Source organism: Streptomyces sp. SID10853 (genome assembly GCF_010548145.1).
In the GTDB taxonomy this organism is placed as follows: Bacteria; Actinomycetota; Actinomycetes; order Streptomycetales; family Streptomycetaceae; genus Streptomyces.
Window position 1 is genome coordinate 1 of sequence record NZ_JAAGLN010000177.1, and the last position, 14638, is coordinate 14638.

Genomic DNA, 14638 nt, shown 5'->3' on the forward strand with positions numbered 1-14638 from the left:
CGCGCCCGTGATGACCGGGGTCGGCGCCGTCCAGGGCGGCGCGGACGTCACCCGGCCCGCACCGTCGCAGTCCGTTCCGGCCGGACACTCGGCCGAGCACTCCGCCGACCGCTCGGCGGGCCACTCGCTGGGCCATTCGGCTCCGCCCGCATCGGCCCTTCCGCGTACGCCCTGACGACGGCCTCCGGCCCCCTCACCCCCGCCGGGCACGGCTCCCGCACGTCCGCGCGCGGCCGAGGGGTGCGGGCCGCCCGGAAGTTGGCACGTACCGGGGCGTTTAGGCAGCCCCGCCGCGACCTACTCTCAAAGTATGGCGGGGCGCGATGAGCCACCCGAGGGGTCACCCGAGGGCCTGCCCAGCGGTGGCGACGACGAGTACCGGTCCGTCGTCTTCGACGAATCGTTCATCAGGGCTGCCCGGCTCCAGGAGTTCTCCGCGCAGGAGCGGATGGGCCGGCACGCCCGGGCCGTCCGCAGCCGCGCCGGATGGCCGCGCAGAGGCCCCGGACGCCTGCTCGTGGCACTGGCGCTGCTGGTGCTGGCCTTCGGCACCGCCGTCTTCATGGGCATCCACCACCCGTACCGGCCCCCGCCGGTCAGCCGGGCCCAGCCGCTGCACAGCGTGGTCGTGCCGCTCGCACCCCGCGGCGCGGTGCCGGGCGGTACACCGGCCGGGCTCTTCGCGCACAGCCCGGCGGCCGCGTTCCGTACCGGCGCATCAGGGGTCAATGTGCCGGGTGCCCGCGCGACCGCGCACTTCGCCTACAGCGACGTACGGGACGCGCTGAAAATCGCCCGGCAGTACGTCGTGACGTCATCGCTGGACCCCGCGGTGCTGATGGGCGGCTCGGCGGAGCAGCTCAGGGACCTGCTCGCCCCCGACCAGTACACGCAGTTCAACCGGAGCATGGCCGCCCCATCGGCCGACGGGCTGCACGCGGCGACCGGCTGGCTGGTGCGCTTCGACCCCGCGCAGGTGGCGCTCGCGGGTTCAGGCGTACGGGTCACGGGCGAGCTGCGGTACGCGGAGGCGGCGGACCGGACGCTGGAGGTGATCGCGGACCACACCTTCGTCTACCCGCTCAGGCCGGCCGCCTCCCGGACCGCCGGAGCCGGCCCCGCGCAGGCGGACGGCGCATCGCTGTTCACCGTCCACCGCGAGGTGCACTTCCGCTTCGCCGCCGAGGATCTGCGGCTGCGCCAGACGCATGTGACGCTCGCCGATGTGGAGGCCGGGCCGCAGAACTGCACGGCCGACGCGGTGAACCGGCTGCGCCCGCTGCTCGCCGGAGAGCACGCGTCGGACGGCGGCCCGGCCGGCACCGACCCGTACGCCACCGGGCAGCGGGCCACCTCGCTGTGCGGGACACTCGCGGCCGGGACGCAGCCGTCTCTCTAGCTCGTGGCCGGTCCTTCCGAGCCGGCAGGTCCTTCGGCCGGCCCGTCGCCCTTTCCGGCGTCGCCCTTCGCACCGCCGCCCGCCCCGCCGGTGAACTTCCCGCGCAGCTTGTCGCCCAGGTCGCCCGCGCCGCCCGCGATATCGCCCACCAGCTTCATCAGCGGGTCCTTGCTGGTGCGCACCGTGTCGGCGTAGTGCGAAGCGGACTCCCGGAAGGAGTCGCCGACGGAGGTGTCCTTGTCCTCGTCGCGCCGCGGGTAGTGCCCGTCCATGATCCGCTGGAAGTCCCGGCTCTCCGCCCACTTCTTCAGCTCGGCCGCGCGCACCGTGGTGAACGGGTGGCTGCGGGGCAGCACGTTCAGGATCTTGAGCACCGAGTCGCGCAGGTCGCCGCCCGCCTCGTACTCCTCGGCCTGCGCCAGGAACGCGTCGACGTTCATCTCGTGCAGGTGGTTGCCGCCGGCGATCTTCATCAGGCCGCGCATCGACGCCCGGAGGTCCTGCCCCACGAGCAGCCCCGCCCGGTCGGCGGAGAGCTCCGACTTGCGGAACCACTCGCGCAGCGCCGTCACCAGCGCCATGATCGCCACATTGCCCAGCGGGATCCAGGCGACCTTCAGCGCGACGCTCGTGAGGAAGAGCAGGATCGTGCGGTACACGGCGTGGCCGGAGAGCGCGTGGCCCACCTCATGGCCGACGACCGCGCGCATCTCCTCCTCGTCGAGGAGCTCGACCAGGCCCGTCGTGACCACGATGATCGGCTCTTCGAGACCGATGCACATGGCGTTCGGCCGGGGGTCCTGCGTGACGTACATGGCGGGGACCTTCTCCAGGTCCAGGATGTAGCAGGCGTCCCGCAGCATGACGTGGAGGTGCGCGAACTGGGCGTCGCTCACCCGCACCGAGTCGGAGAGGAAGAGGAGCCGCAGGCTGCGCTCGGGCAGCAGCCCGCTGAGCGCCTTGAGCACGGTGTCGAAACCGGTGAGCTTGCGCAGCGCGACCAGGGCCGACCGGTCCGCCGGATGCTCGTACGCCCGTGAGGAGATGCCCTGGAAGCGCCTGCGCTTCCTGCCCGGCACGTTCTCTTGGCTGTTCCCGTGACCGCTTCCGTGACCGCTGTCCGTCATGAATGTCCCCCTGCCTTCCGTCATCGAGCTCTGCTCGTCCCCCTGGCGGGCTCCAGCGTATGCGGTGGGGCTACCGTGTGGCGGGGGTCCTACACCGAGAAGGAGCGCACCCGTCATGCCGGACGCGACCACACTGCTCGCCGCTGCGACGAACCAGCAGGGGCCGGGCGACACCTTGCGGGTCCTGCTGGTTGTCCTGCTTGTCGGGGCTGTCCTGCTCGCCTGGTTTCTCCTGCGCGGATATCGCGACAACGACTGAGTCGGCGTGAGCGTGCCCGGCGGGCCCGCATACGATGTCCGCGAAGCCCCCGCTCCGACTCCCGGATAGGTCCTGCTGACCATGAGCCTCCACAGCACCACCGCCAGCCTCGCCACCCTCGCATCCGAGAGCGGCCACGGCGGCAACCACCCCAGCCTCAGCCCCTACATCACCGGTGGCGGCGCGCTCCTCGCGCTCCTGCTGCTGCTGTGGATCACCACCCGCTTCAACCGCGACCGCTGACCCGGGGCGCAGACGGGCAGGTGCCGGGCCAGTAGGGTCTGCACGCATGGGAGAGCAGAAGAGGCGTCTCGGCGTGATGGGCGGGACATTCGATCCGATCCACCACGGACACCTGGTGGCCGCCAGCGAGGTGGCCTCCCAGTTCCAGCTGGACGAGGTCGTGTTCGTCCCGACCGGTCAGCCGTGGCAGAAGAGCCACCGGACCGTCTCCCCGGCCGAGGACCGCTACCTGATGACGGTCATCGCGACCGCGTCCAACCCGCAGTTCTCGGTCAGCCGTATCGACATCGACCGCGGCGGCCCGACGTACACCATCGACACCCTGCGGGATCTGCGCCACCTCAACAGCGACGCGGATCTCTTCTTCATCACCGGTGCCGACGCGCTCTCCCAGATCCTCACCTGGCGGAACGCCGAAGAGCTCTTCGCACTCTCCCATTTCATCGGCGTGACCAGGCCGGGCCATGTCCTGACGGACGACGGTCTGCCGGAGGGCGGTGTCTCCCTGGTGGAGGTGCCCGCCCTGGCGATCTCGTCGACCGACTGCCGTGCCCGGGTCGAGCAGGGGGACCCGGTCTGGTATCTGGTTCCGGACGGTGTGGTGCGCTACATCGACAAGCGCCAGCTGTACCGCGGCGAATGAGCCGCGGAGAGGGGCACCGTTGAACGACCGACAGAACCCTTACGTTCAGTACGACCAGTACGGGCAGCCGATGCAGCTCGTCGGGTACGACGACTACGGGCAGCCGGTGTACCAGCAGGTGCAGCCGCAGCAGGGTCAGCAGCAGCACCGGCCCCAGCAGCCGCAGGAGCCCCAGCAGCAGTACGACCCGTACGGCCGGCAGCACCAGCAGGCTCCGGGGTACGGATACGACCCGTACGCGCAGCAGCAGCCCCCGTCCGGGCCGTATCAGGGCCAGGACCAGGGCCAGAGCCAGGGCTACGACTACGGCACCGGGCAGCAGCCCGCGGTGGACACCACCCAGCAGTGGATCCCGCAGCAGAGCCAGGCGCCGCAGGCCCCGCCCCAGCAGCCGCAGTCTCAGCAGCCCCAGCCCCAGTCCCCGCAGACGCACCAGCCGCCGCCCCAGCCCCGGTCCCGGCCCGAGCGGCCGCAGTCCCCCGATGAGCGGCCGCAGCGTGCCGTGCCAGGTCAGCGCCGTCCCGCGCCGGACGACGGCGAGTACCGGACCGAGCAGTTCTCCTTCATCGAGGAGCCCGACGAGGACTCCGAAGACGTCATCGACTGGCTGAAGTTCACCGAGAGCCGCACCGAGCGCCGCGAGGAGGCCAGACGCCGGGGCCGTACCCGCGTCGTGTCCCTCGTCGTCGTGCTGGCGCTCGTCGTCGCGGGCGGTGTGGGCTACCTCTGGTACGCGGGCAAACTGCCCGGGATCTCCGGCTCCGGCGACGGCGGCGCCACGGCCTCCGGGGCGCAGCAGCGCAACGCGATCGTGGTCCATCTGCACAACACGAAGAGCGGCGGCACCTCCACCGCGCTGCTCGTCGACAACGTCACCACGGGCAAGGGCACCACGCTCCTGCTGCCCAACTCCCTCTCGGTGTCGAACGACGACGGTACGGCGACCACCCTCGGCAAGTCCGTGGACGACGACGGCTCGGACGGCACCAGGGACTCGCTCGACACCCTCCTCGGCGCCAAGATCGGCGGCACCTGGCGGCTCGACACCCCGTATCTGGAGAACCTGGTCGAGATGATCGGCAACATCGACGTCGACACCGACGTCGACGTACCGGACACCAAGAAGGGCGCCGAGCCGCTGGTGCACCGGGGCAAGGACCAGACACTCAGCGGCCAGATGGCGGTCGCGTACTCCACCTACCGCGCGCCCGGCGAGCCCGAGGCGAAGCAGCTGGAGCGGTTCGGGCAGGTCATGCAGGGCGTTCTGAAGAAGATCTCGGACGACCCGCAGGCCGCCACGGCCATCATGAAGAACCTGTTGCAGATCATGGACCCGTCCCTGTCGGACAAGGACCTGGGCGCGTTCCTGGCCAAGCTCGCCGCACACGCCAAGAAGGGCGACTACAGCACCGAACTGCTGCCCGTGGGGAGCGACGGCACGCTCAGCGCACAGGCGAGCGCCGGTGTGGTCAAGAACGTACTCGGCGGTTCGGTGAAGGCGCCCGACCAGGGCGGCGCCACGAGCGTGGGGATCAGCAACGCCAGCGGCCGGACGGCCACGACGGAGAGCGCCAGGATCGCCCTCGTCAACGGCGGCTACTCGGTCGTCGTCGGCGGCACCGCGAGCGTCACCGCCTCGTCGCAGGTCAGCTATGGCGACGCGGCCCAGAAGGCCAAGGCGGAGGAAGTGGCGAAGACGCTCGGACTGCCGGCCGGATCGGTCCGCAAGAGCAAGGCCGCCGCGAACGCGGACGTCACAGTGGTGCTGGGCCAGGACTACAAGACGGGCTGAAGACCCTCGCCAGGTCCTGGCGACCATAAATTGCGGGACCGTCGGCGGTCCGTGAGACCCTGGGGTACTCCACGACCGCCGACGAAAGCCTGCCAGTGACCGCCACGGACCGTTCCATCGAGCTCATCAACGCCGCCGCTCAGGCGGCCGCCGACCGGCTCGCGCACGACATCACCGCGTACGACGTCAGCGATGTGCTGTCGATCACCGACGCCTTCCTGCTCGCATCGGCGCCCAACGACCGCCAGGTCAAGTCGATCGTCGACGAGATCGAGGAGCGGCTGAACAAGGAGCTCGGCGCCAAGCCGGTGCGCCGGGAGGGCGACCGCGACGCCCGCTGGATCCTCCTCGACTACGTCGACATCGTCGTCCACGTCCAGCACAGCGAGGAGCGCGTCTACTACGCGCTGGAGCGCCTCTGGAAGGACTGTCCCGAGATCGCCCTGCCCGAGGACGCCGTCAAGACCCGCGGCAAGGCGGAGGAGCACGCCCGGCTCAACGGCGCCGACGCCGACGAGGCGGACGCCGGCCTGGACGGTGAGCTGCACTGAACGGCACCACGGGCGGCCGTGGCCGCCGTATCGTCCTCTGGCGGCACGGCCAGACCGCGTGGAACCTGGAGCGCCGCTTCCAGGGCTCCACGGACATCGAGCTGACCGAGACCGGTGTCGGCCAGGCGCGCCGGGCCGCCCGGCTGCTCGCCTCGATGAAGCCCGACGCGATCGTGGCGTCCGACCTCAGCAGGGCGGCGACCACCGCCCGTGAGCTGGGGGCCGTGACCGGCCACGACATCACGTACGACGCCGCCCTGCGTGAGACGTACGCGGGCAGCTGGCAGGGGCTCACGCACAACGAGATCATGGCCCGCTTCGGCGAGCAGTACGCCGCGTGGAAGCGCGGGGAGCCCGTGCGCCGCGGTGGTGGCGAACTGGAGTCCGAGGTCGCCGACCGGGCCGCCCCGGTGGTCATCAGCCATGCCGACGCGCTGCCCGACGACGGGACGCTCGTCGTCGTCAGTCACGGCGGCACCATCCGCACCACCATCGGCCGGCTCCTCGGTCTGGAGTCGCGCCACTGGGAGAGCCTGGGCGGGCTCTCCAACTGCTGCTGGTCCGTGCTGGGCGAGGGCGCGCGCGGCTGGCGGCTCCTCGAGCACAACGCCGGGACGCTCCCCGAGCCGGTCCTCGGCGACGACGACTGAGCACCCCCGTGCGTGGCACCCCGGCGGATTTCACTTTCCGGCTGGTCGCAGGCTAAAGTTCTTCTTGTTCGCGCCGCAGAACGCAGAGAATGCAGCGAGCGAAGCGAACAGCGGGGCTATAGCTCAGTTGGTAGAGCGCCTGCATGGCATGCAGGAGGTCAGGAGTTCAATTCTCCTTAGCTCCACAGTCGGAAGCTCCAAGGCCGGAGCAAGGAGAAATCCCGTCCCCATCAGGGGGCGGGATTTTTCGTCAGCCCCGCCCCGGACTCCGTTTGTCCGTCCGCCGACACCACTGTCCCTCTTGCGGGGTCATGGCAGAATCGGAGCGCCGGTGGGACGCCGGCCCGGAGGGAGGGGAGAGCGCGATGCCCGCGAGCATGCTCGATCGCGCCCGTGCCCTGGCCGGCGGGACGGCGGCCCACGCCCGTCCCCGCCGCGTGACCCCGCTCAACTGCCCCTCACCGCCCGCCCGTCCGGCCTGTCCCGACTGCCCGCCCCGCGGCCACAGCTGGAGCTGACTGATGGGTGCACACAGGAGGAAATGCGACTGGTGCGGCAGCGGTACGCCGATCGTCAGGGACATGGATCCGGTCAACGCCGACTACCAGTACTGGTGCGAGGAGTGCGCGCGGGCGCTGATCATAAAGGGCGACCCGATCGAGACCTACCGTGAGCTGGAGGGGGAGCCGATCTATGGCCGGCTCCTGGAGGAGCACTGCACGCTGAAGCGGTTCTACTCCTTCGCCACCGCCTGACCGGGGAACGGATTTGGCGGAGCAACGGGGGACCGGTAATGTTGGCGGAGCCGAGGGGGCGACCCCGCAGAACGGCGGACAGCACGGGGCTATAGCTCAGTTGGTAGAGCGCCTGCATGGCATGCAGGAGGTCAGGAGTTCAATTCTCCTTAGCTCCACAGTGAGACCTCGTACGAGGTGGACAGCAGCGGGTCATCCGAATCGGGTGGCCCGCTTCTTCGTGTCTCTGCGCCTCCGTGCCTCCGTGCCTTCGTGTTTTCCTGTCTTCCTGTCTCTCTCGTGCAGGTGTCCGCGTACGCGCGGCAGCTGGTCGCGGCCAGGTGTCCGCACGGGCCGTACGGTGCCTGCGGTACCCTGACGCCATGCGTGCCGTACGCCTCCTGCTTAGTGAGCCGCGCTGATCAGTCCCGACCGATGAAGTGTCCCCGGTCGGCATCAGCGCGGCGTCCCCTCCTGTGCGAGGGGCTTTTTCGTTTGGTGCCACAGGCGCCACAGCCATGAGGATCGCGGGCAGAGACGACCGATGGAGCTTTGAGGATCATGACCGAGACGAATTCTTCCCCCGCTGCCGCAAGCGCGGGAGGGCCCTCATCCGAGGTGGCCGCAGCCCACCGCTACACCGCTGCCATGGCCGCCGACATCGAGGCACGCTGGCAGGACTTCTGGGACGCCGACGGCACGTACGACGCACCGAACCCCACGGGCGACCTGGCGGGCGACCCGGCCATGGCGGCCAGGCCCAAGAAGTTCATCATGGACATGTTCCCGTACCCCTCGGGCACCGGCCTGCACGTCGGCCACCCGCTGGGCTACATCGCCACCGACGTCTACGCCAGGCACCAGCGGATGACCGGCCACAACGTCCTGCACACCCTGGGCTTCGACGCCTTCGGGCTGCCGGCCGAGCAGTTCGCCGTCCAGACCGGCACCCACCCGCGGGCCTCCACCGAGGCCAACATGGAGAACATGAAGTCCCAGCTGCGCAGGCTGGGGCTGGGCCACGACAAGCGCAGGTCGTTCGCGACGATCGACCCCGAGTACTACAAGTGGACCCAGTGGATCTTCGTCCAGATCTTCAACTCCTGGTACGACCGGGACGCCCAGCGGGCCCGGCCGATCGCCGAACTGGCCGCCCAGTTCGAGAGCGGTGAGCGCCCGGTCCCCGGCGGCCGTGCGTGGAGCGCGCTGGACGCCGTGGAACGCGCCGACCTGCTGAGCGAGTACCGGCTGGCCTACGCGTCCGACGCCCCGGTCAACTGGTGTCCGGGCCTGGGCACCGTCCTGGCGAACGAGGAAGTGACCGCCGACGGCCGCTCCGAGCGCGGCAACTTCCCCGTCTTCAAGGCGAAGCTGCGCCAGTGGAACATGCGCATCACCGCGTACGCGGACCGGCTGCTGTCCGACCTGGACGCGCTGGACTGGCCCGAAGCGATCAAGCTGCAGCAGCGGAACTGGATCGGCCGCTCCGAGGGTGCCCGCGTCGACTTCGCGGTCGGCGGTGGCTCCGACCCCATCACGGTCTTCACGACCCGCCAGGACACCCTGTTCGGCGCCACGTACATGGTGCTGGCGCCCGAGCACGAGCTGATCTCCGGCGAGAAGTCGATCGTCCCGGACGCCTGGCCCGAGGGCACGCACGGCGTCTGGACCGGCGGCCACGCGACCCCGGCCGATGCCGTCGCCTCGTACCGGGCCTTCGCCGCATCGAAGTCGGACGTCGAGCGGCAGGCCGACGCGAAGGAGAAGACCGGCGTCTTCACCGGTGCGTACGCGGTCAACCCGGTCAGCGGCGAGCAGGTCCCCGTCTTCATCGCCGACTATGTGCTGATGGGCTACGGCACCGGCGCGATCATGGCCGTCCCGGCGCACGACAGCCGTGACTTCGCCTTCGCGCGCGCCTTCGAGCTGCCGATGCGCTGTGTCGTCGAGCCGTCCGACGACCGCGGTCTCGACCCTGCCACCTGGGACGACGCCTTCGGCTCCTACGACGCGAAGCTGGTCAACTCCACCCACGACGACATCTCCCTGGACGGCCTGGGCGTCGCCGAGGCCAAGGAGCGGATCACCGAGTGGCTGGCCGAGCGCGGCGTCGGCGAGGGCACCGTCAACTTCCGGCTGCGCGACTGGCTGTTCAGCCGCCAGCGCTACTGGGGCGAGCCCTTCCCGATCGTCTACGACGAGGACGGCATCGCGCACCCGCTGCCCGAGTCGATGCTGCCGCTGGAACTGCCCGAGGTGGACGACTACTCGCCGCGCACCTTCGACGCGGACGACGCGGACACCTCGCCCGAGACCCCGCTGTCCCGCAACGAGGACTGGGTCAACGTCGAGCTGGACCTGGGGCAGGGCGACGGCGTCAGGAAGTACCGCCGCGAGACCAACACCATGCCGAACTGGGCCGGTTCCTGCTGGTACGAGCTGCGCTATCTGGACCCGCACAACAGCGAGAAGCTGGTCGACCCGGCCATCGAGCAGTACTGGATGGGGCCGCGCGAGGGCCAGCCGCACGGTGGCGTCGACCTGTACGTCGGCGGCGCCGAGCACGCCGTACTGCACCTGCTGTACGCCCGGTTCTGGTCCAAGGTGCTGTTCGACCTGGGGCACATCTCGTCGGTCGAGCCGTTCCACAAGCTGTACAACCAGGGCATGATCCAGGCGTTCGTCTACCGCGACAGCCGTGGAATCGCGGTGCCCGCGGCCGAGGTCGAGGAGCGGGACGGCGCGTTCTGGTACGCGGGCGAGCAGGTCAGCCGCGTCCTGGGCAAGATGGGCAAGTCCCTGAAGAACGCGGTCACTCCGGACGAGATCTGCGCGGAGTACGGCGCGGACACGCTGCGTCTGTACGAGATGGCGATGGGCCCGCTCGACGTCTCACGGCCGTGGGACACCCGCGCGGTGGTCGGCCAGTACCGGCTGCTGCAACGGCTGTGGCGCAACGTCGTGGACGAGGAGACCGGCGAGGCCGGTGTCACCGACACGGGGCCCGGCGAGGAGACGCTGCGCGCGCTGCACAAGGCGATCGACGGGGTCGGCCACGACATGGCGGGGCTGCGGTTCAACACCGCGATCGCCAAGGTCACCGAGCTGAACAACTACCTGACCAAGGCGGGCGGCCCGGTGCCGCGCACGGTCGCCGAACAGCTGGTGCTGCTGGTCGCCCCGCTGGCGCCGCACATCGCCGAGGAGCTGTGGCGGAGGCTGGGGCACACCGATTCCGTGGTGCACCAGGACTTCCCGGTGGCGGACCCGGCGTACGTCGTGGACGAGACCGTGACGTGTGTCGTCCAGGTCAAGGGCAAGGTCAGGGCGCGGCTGGAGATCTCCCCCTCGATCTCGGACGAGGACCTGGAGAAGCTGGCGCTGACGGACCCGGGTGTGGTCGCGGCGCTGGGCGGGGCCGGGATCCGCAAGGTGATCGTGCGGGCGCCGAAGCTGGTGAACATCGTTCCGGCTTGAGTGAGGCTGATCCGGGGGCGGGCGTGAGCTGCCCCGGGGTTTCCCCTACGGGCAGGTTGGGGGTTCCGATGGAACCCTCAGCCTGCCCTTTCCGTTTACCGTGGAGGTACCGAGTCCGACAACCGAGGGACGCCCCATGGAAGCCGTGATCCTGATCCTGGTGCTGCTGTTCCTCGTCTTCCTCGGCGTGGGGGCGTACGCGACGGTGAAGGTGGTGGGAGCCGCGAGGCGGAGCGTCGACCGGACGATCTCGCAGGCCCGGCGCTCCGTCGAGGACACCGCGCTGCGCGCGAAGAGCTACGGCCAGCCGGGCGCCGCGGGTGAGCTGGCACAGCTGAGGCTCTCGCTGCGCACGTCGATGCGGGCCACCCAGGACGCCCTGCACGCGGGGGTGGCCGAGGACGAGTCGCTGCGCGAGACGCTGACCCTTTTCGAGCGGCTCAGCGCGCACGGCCTGGAGCTGGACGCGGAGCTGCGGCGGCTGGAGCGCGAACCGGACAAGACCGGGCTCGGACAGCGGCTGCCGGCCCTCCGGGAGCGTACGGAACAGATCACGCACTCGGCGGACGCGCTGCGCTGGGCCGCCAGGGACCGGGCGCGGAAGTTCGCCGACGACGACCTGGTCGCCCTGAACGAGCAGATCGATGTGGAGGCGGGGGCGCTCCGGCACTGGACGACACCGGCGGACGACGGGGATCCGCAGGCGCGGCGGCCGGGCGCACGCTCCGGCTCGGGCGCCGGTTCTGGTACCGGCGCAGGCGCAGCAGGCTCGGGCCCCGGCTCGTCGGCCGACGCGGGGCGCTGGTCGTCGGCCGGTGAAGGAACCGCGGGCGGGAGCGGTGCGGGCCACAGGACCGGGCCGGACGCGATCACGGGCACGGACCCGGGCCGTCGGCAGCGTTACCCGTGGCAGAAGGCCGCGCGCCCGGAGAGCACCACCTGAGTGACCGTCGAAAGGACCTCCGGCACGGGCGGGGACCCGGGCGTCGGGACGGGTGGGGACCCGGGCGTCGGGACGGGCACGGACTCGGGCGTCGGCACGGTTGGGGACCCGGGCGTCGGCATGGGTGAGGGGTCGCGCTGCCGGGTCCCCGCACCTGCGGGTAATCTCCGGCTCATGTCCCGCCATGTCGCGATCGTGACCGATTCCACGGCCTACCTGCCGCAGCAGACGTTGGCGCGGCACCACATCACGGCCGTGCCACTGACGGTGGTCCTGGGGGACCGCGCCCTGGAGGACGGTACGGAGACCTCGGCCCGCGCCCTGGCGCTGGCGCTGCAGAAGCGACGCTCGGTGACCACGTCCCGCCCCAGCCCCGAGATGTTCGCCACCGCCTACCGGGCGGCCGCGGACGCGGGTGCGAGCGACATCGTCTCGCTCCATCTGTCGTCCGAGTTCTCCGGTACGTACGACGCGGCCGTGCTGGCGGCTCGGGAGGCGCCCGTTCCGGTCCGGGTGGTCGACACCGGCATGGTCGCGATGGCCCTCGGCTTCTGCGCGCTCTCGGCGGCCGGGACGGCGGAGTCGGGCGGCTCGCCGGACGAGGCGGTGGCGGCAGCGGAGAAGTGCGCAGGCGGGATGTCCGCGTACTTCTACGTGGACACGCTGGACTATCTGCGCCGCGGGGGCCGGATCGGCGCCGCACAGGCCCTGCTGGGCTCGGCTCTCGCTGTGAAGCCGCTGCTGCAACTCGACGGCGGCCGCATCGAGATGCTGGAGAAGGTACGGACGGCCTCGAAGGCGATCGCCCGGCTGGAGGAGATCGCCGCCGAGCGGGCGGGGGACGGCCAGGTGGACATCGCGGTACACCATCTGGCGGCGCCCGAGCGGGCGGCCGCGCTCGCCGCGCGGCTGAGGGAACGGGTGCCGGGGCTGGTGGATCTCCACGTCAGCGAGGTCGGCGCGGTGATCGGCGCGCATACGGGTCCCGGGCTGCTCGGGGTTGTGATCTCGCCCCGCTGAGCGGATCCACCGCGCAACCGGACTCTCTCGTTCGGGTGGCCGGGATATCCACAAGTCTCGGTGTTTCCACCGTAATTGACCTTGATCAACGAGATTGCGCAGACGTCTTTACTGTCTCGTGGCATGACTTCCCGCACGCTCACGTCACGTTCCGCGACCAGCGGTCCCGGCCGGGCCCCGGCATCGGACGGCCGCACCCGCCACACCGGCTCGCGCCGCCGCACCCGGCTCAGGGGGCGGCGGCCGGAGCCCGATGAGGCGCTGCGTGTCCGCGCGGAGGCCCTCTTTCCGGCGCGGTCCGCTGCACTGCCGCCTGTGGAGCCCGCACTGCCTGTGGAGCCCGCATTGCCTGCCGAGCCTGCGGGATCTGTGGCGCCTGATTCGGCTGCCGGGCCTGTTTCAGTTGCTGGGCCTGTCTCGGCTGTCTCGTCGGACCCGTCTGTTCTGTCCGCCGCTTCTGTTCCGGCGGCCTCCGCCGCCTTGGCTGATCCCGTCGGCGGTAAGCCAGTTGCACCGGACCGGGTGGGCAGTCGCGGGAGGCGGGGTGACGGCGGACGACCGGGCGGTGATGCGCCGGATGGTGGCGGACGACCTGGCGGTGGTCCGCCGGGCGGTGGCAGGTCGGGCGATGGTGTGCCGGGTCCCGGCCGTATGGGCGGGGCGGTGGCCCGTGCGGGGGAGGCCCTGTGGGAGCGGCTGCCGCTCTGGGTGCAGGCACGCTGCGGTCTGACGCCCAGGACGCTCGCCGCGCTCGCGTTCGTGCTCGTCGCGGCCGGGGCCCTCGCCGCCCAGCACTTCTGGTCGGGGCGCCCGCAGTCCGTCCAGGCGCCCGCGGTGGTCGGCGAGGGACTGCCCGGCGCCGGATCACGGTCCGCCGACGACCGCGAACAGCCGACCGGGCCTCACCCGGCCCCAGGACCGCTGTCGTCAGCCGGACCTCTCCCGGTGCCGGGGACGGGCCCCACGCGACCAGGGGCGGCCGCAGCCCGGATCGTCGTCGACGTGAGTGGCAAGGTCCGGAAGCCGGGAATCCAGCGGCTGCCCGCCGGATCGCGGGTGACCGACGCATTGCGGGCGGCGGGCGGGGTGAAGGAGGGCACGGACACTTCCGGGCTCAACCAGGCACGTGTACTCACCGACGGTGAACAGGTGATCGTCGGCGGCCCGCCCGCACCGGCAGGCACCGCAGGCGGAAACACCGGCGGTGGTACGGGCGGACCGGGCGCCCCCGCCGCCGACACGGCGGGGCCGGTCAGCCTCAGCGGTGCCACCGTGGAGCAACTGGACACCCTCCCCGGTGTCGGCCCGGTGCTGGCGCAGCACATCATCGACTACCGCACCGAGCACGGCGGGTTCACCTCCGTCGACGAGCTCCGGCAGGTGACCGGTATCGGTGACCGGCGCTTCTCCGACCTCCAGCCCCTCGTACGGCCATGACACGCGCGGCAGTTCATACGGCGTCGGGCCACCGCCTCGGTGCGGCCGACCCCCGCCAGGAGGGCCCCGCCGACCTGCGGCTGGTGGCGCCCGCCCTGGCCACCTGGGCCGCCGCGGCCCTGTCCGTCGCGGTACCGGGCTGGTGGGCGTTCTGTTTCACCACGGTGTGTCTCGGCATGGCCGCGGTAGCGGCGGCCGTGACACGGGGGCGAGGGCAGTGGCGAGGGCAAGGCCGAGTGCGGGGGCTCGGGGCCGGAGCAGGAGCTGTCCGGCCCGTCCAGCCCGACCAGCCCCTCCAGCCCGTCCGGTCCGACCAGCCCGTCCGGTCCGACCAACCCGTCCGGCCCGACCAGCCGGGACGGC

13 protein-coding genes, 2 tRNA genes and 1 pseudogene are annotated in these 14638 nt (G+C 71.2%); 15 read left to right on the top strand and 1 reads right to left on the bottom strand.

Translation table 11 applies throughout. The annotated features are described in order from the left end of the window. Positions 1-310 precede the first annotated feature (310 nt). A complete protein-coding gene (locus tag G3I19_RS26430) occupies positions 311-1399 on the top strand; it encodes a hypothetical protein (RefSeq protein ID WP_164266214.1) in 1089 nt (362 codons plus the stop codon). On the opposite strand, the gene G3I19_RS26435 is transcribed toward G3I19_RS26430, so the two are convergent. Further along, on the bottom strand, positions 1396-2526 hold the full coding sequence (locus G3I19_RS26435; protein WP_164266215.1) for a M48 family metallopeptidase: 1131 nt from the start codon (positions 2524-2526) through the stop codon (positions 1396-1398). The genes G3I19_RS26430 and G3I19_RS26435 overlap by 4 nt on opposite strands. Positions 2527-2641: 115 nt before the next feature. Here G3I19_RS26435 and G3I19_RS36990 point away from each other — a divergent pair, with 115 nt between their 5' ends. The 14 genes and pseudogenes from G3I19_RS36990 to G3I19_RS37000 form a co-directional block, all read left to right on the top strand. Next, complete coding sequence (locus tag G3I19_RS36990; protein ID WP_203600251.1) at positions 2642-2785, top strand: hypothetical protein; 144 nt, start codon at positions 2642-2644, stop codon at positions 2783-2785. An 81-nt stretch (positions 2786-2866) separates the two neighbouring features. Then, the gene (locus G3I19_RS36995; protein ID WP_203600253.1) at positions 2867-3028 is read left to right on the top strand and encodes a hypothetical protein; all 162 of its coding nucleotides are present in this window, start codon (positions 2867-2869) and stop codon (positions 3026-3028) included. Between the two features lie 46 nt (positions 3029-3074). Then, positions 3075-3671: a nicotinate-nucleotide adenylyltransferase gene (gene nadD, locus G3I19_RS26440; protein ID WP_164266216.1), complete on the top strand. Its 597-nt coding sequence runs from the start codon at positions 3075-3077 to the stop codon at positions 3669-3671. Positions 3672-3690: 19 nt separating this feature from the next. Continuing rightward, entirely contained in the window at positions 3691-5463 is a 1773-nt protein-coding gene (locus tag G3I19_RS26445) for a LytR C-terminal domain-containing protein (protein ID WP_164266217.1), read from the top strand. Positions 5464-5558: 95 nt separating this feature from the next. After that, positions 5559-6014: a ribosome silencing factor gene (rsfS, locus tag G3I19_RS26450; RefSeq protein WP_164266218.1), complete on the top strand. Its 456-nt coding sequence runs from the start codon at positions 5559-5561 to the stop codon at positions 6012-6014. Beyond that, positions 6011-6664: a histidine phosphatase family protein gene (locus G3I19_RS26455; protein WP_164266223.1), complete on the top strand. Its 654-nt coding sequence runs from the start codon at positions 6011-6013 to the stop codon at positions 6662-6664. The genes rsfS and G3I19_RS26455 overlap by 4 nt, the downstream gene beginning before the upstream one ends. A 112-nt stretch (positions 6665-6776) precedes the next feature. Further along, a tRNA-Ala gene (locus G3I19_RS26460) sits at positions 6777-6849 on the top strand. Positions 6850-7185: 336 nt separating this feature from the next. Beyond that, a complete protein-coding gene (locus G3I19_RS26465; protein ID WP_018103228.1) occupies positions 7186-7419 on the top strand; it encodes a hypothetical protein in 234 nt (77 codons plus the stop codon). 85 nt (positions 7420-7504) lie between these two features. Then, positions 7505-7577: transfer RNA gene (locus tag G3I19_RS26470), tRNA-Ala, on the top strand. Between the two features lie 382 nt (positions 7578-7959). After that, a complete protein-coding gene (gene leuS, locus G3I19_RS26475; RefSeq protein ID WP_164266219.1) occupies positions 7960-10875 on the top strand; it encodes a leucine--tRNA ligase in 2916 nt (971 codons plus the stop codon). 136 nt (positions 10876-11011) lie between these two features. Continuing rightward, complete coding sequence (locus G3I19_RS26480; protein WP_164266220.1) at positions 11012-11818, top strand: hypothetical protein; 807 nt, start codon at positions 11012-11014, stop codon at positions 11816-11818. A gap of 174 nt (positions 11819-11992) precedes the next feature. Beyond that, positions 11993-12838 carry a DegV family protein gene (locus tag G3I19_RS26485; RefSeq protein WP_164266221.1) on the top strand — a complete coding sequence of 282 codons (846 nt, stop codon included), beginning with the start codon at positions 11993-11995 and terminating at the stop codon, positions 12836-12838. Positions 12839-13318: 480 nt separating this feature from the next. Beyond that, positions 13319-14275 carry a ComEA family DNA-binding protein gene (locus G3I19_RS26490; RefSeq protein ID WP_239074843.1) on the top strand — a complete coding sequence of 319 codons (957 nt, stop codon included), beginning with the start codon at positions 13319-13321 and terminating at the stop codon, positions 14273-14275. Next, positions 14272-14638: pseudogene (locus tag G3I19_RS37000) on the top strand (hypothetical protein); the annotation flags it as partial. The gene G3I19_RS26490 and the pseudogene G3I19_RS37000, both read left to right, overlap by 4 nt.

Coding starts and splice junctions, on each gene's coding strand:
- nadD (WP_164266216.1), top strand. CDS start 3,075: ATGGGAGAGCAGAAGAGGCGTCTCGGCGTGATGGGCGGGACATTCGAT.
- G3I19_RS26465 (WP_018103228.1), top strand. CDS start 7,186: ATGGGTGCACACAGGAGGAAATGCGACTGGTGCGGCAGCGGTACGCCG.
- G3I19_RS26485 (WP_164266221.1), top strand. CDS start 11,993: ATGTCCCGCCATGTCGCGATCGTGACCGATTCCACGGCCTACCTGCCG.
- G3I19_RS36995 (WP_203600253.1), top strand. CDS start 2,867: ATGAGCCTCCACAGCACCACCGCCAGCCTCGCCACCCTCGCATCCGAG.
- G3I19_RS26430 (WP_164266214.1), top strand. CDS start 311: ATGGCGGGGCGCGATGAGCCACCCGAGGGGTCACCCGAGGGCCTGCCC.
- G3I19_RS36990 (WP_203600251.1), top strand. CDS start 2,642: ATGCCGGACGCGACCACACTGCTCGCCGCTGCGACGAACCAGCAGGGG.
- G3I19_RS26435 (WP_164266215.1), bottom strand. CDS start 2,526: ATGACGGACAGCGGTCACGGAAGCGGTCACGGGAACAGCCAAGAGAAC.
- leuS (WP_164266219.1), top strand. CDS start 7,960: ATGACCGAGACGAATTCTTCCCCCGCTGCCGCAAGCGCGGGAGGGCCC.
- G3I19_RS26480 (WP_164266220.1), top strand. CDS start 11,012: ATGGAAGCCGTGATCCTGATCCTGGTGCTGCTGTTCCTCGTCTTCCTC.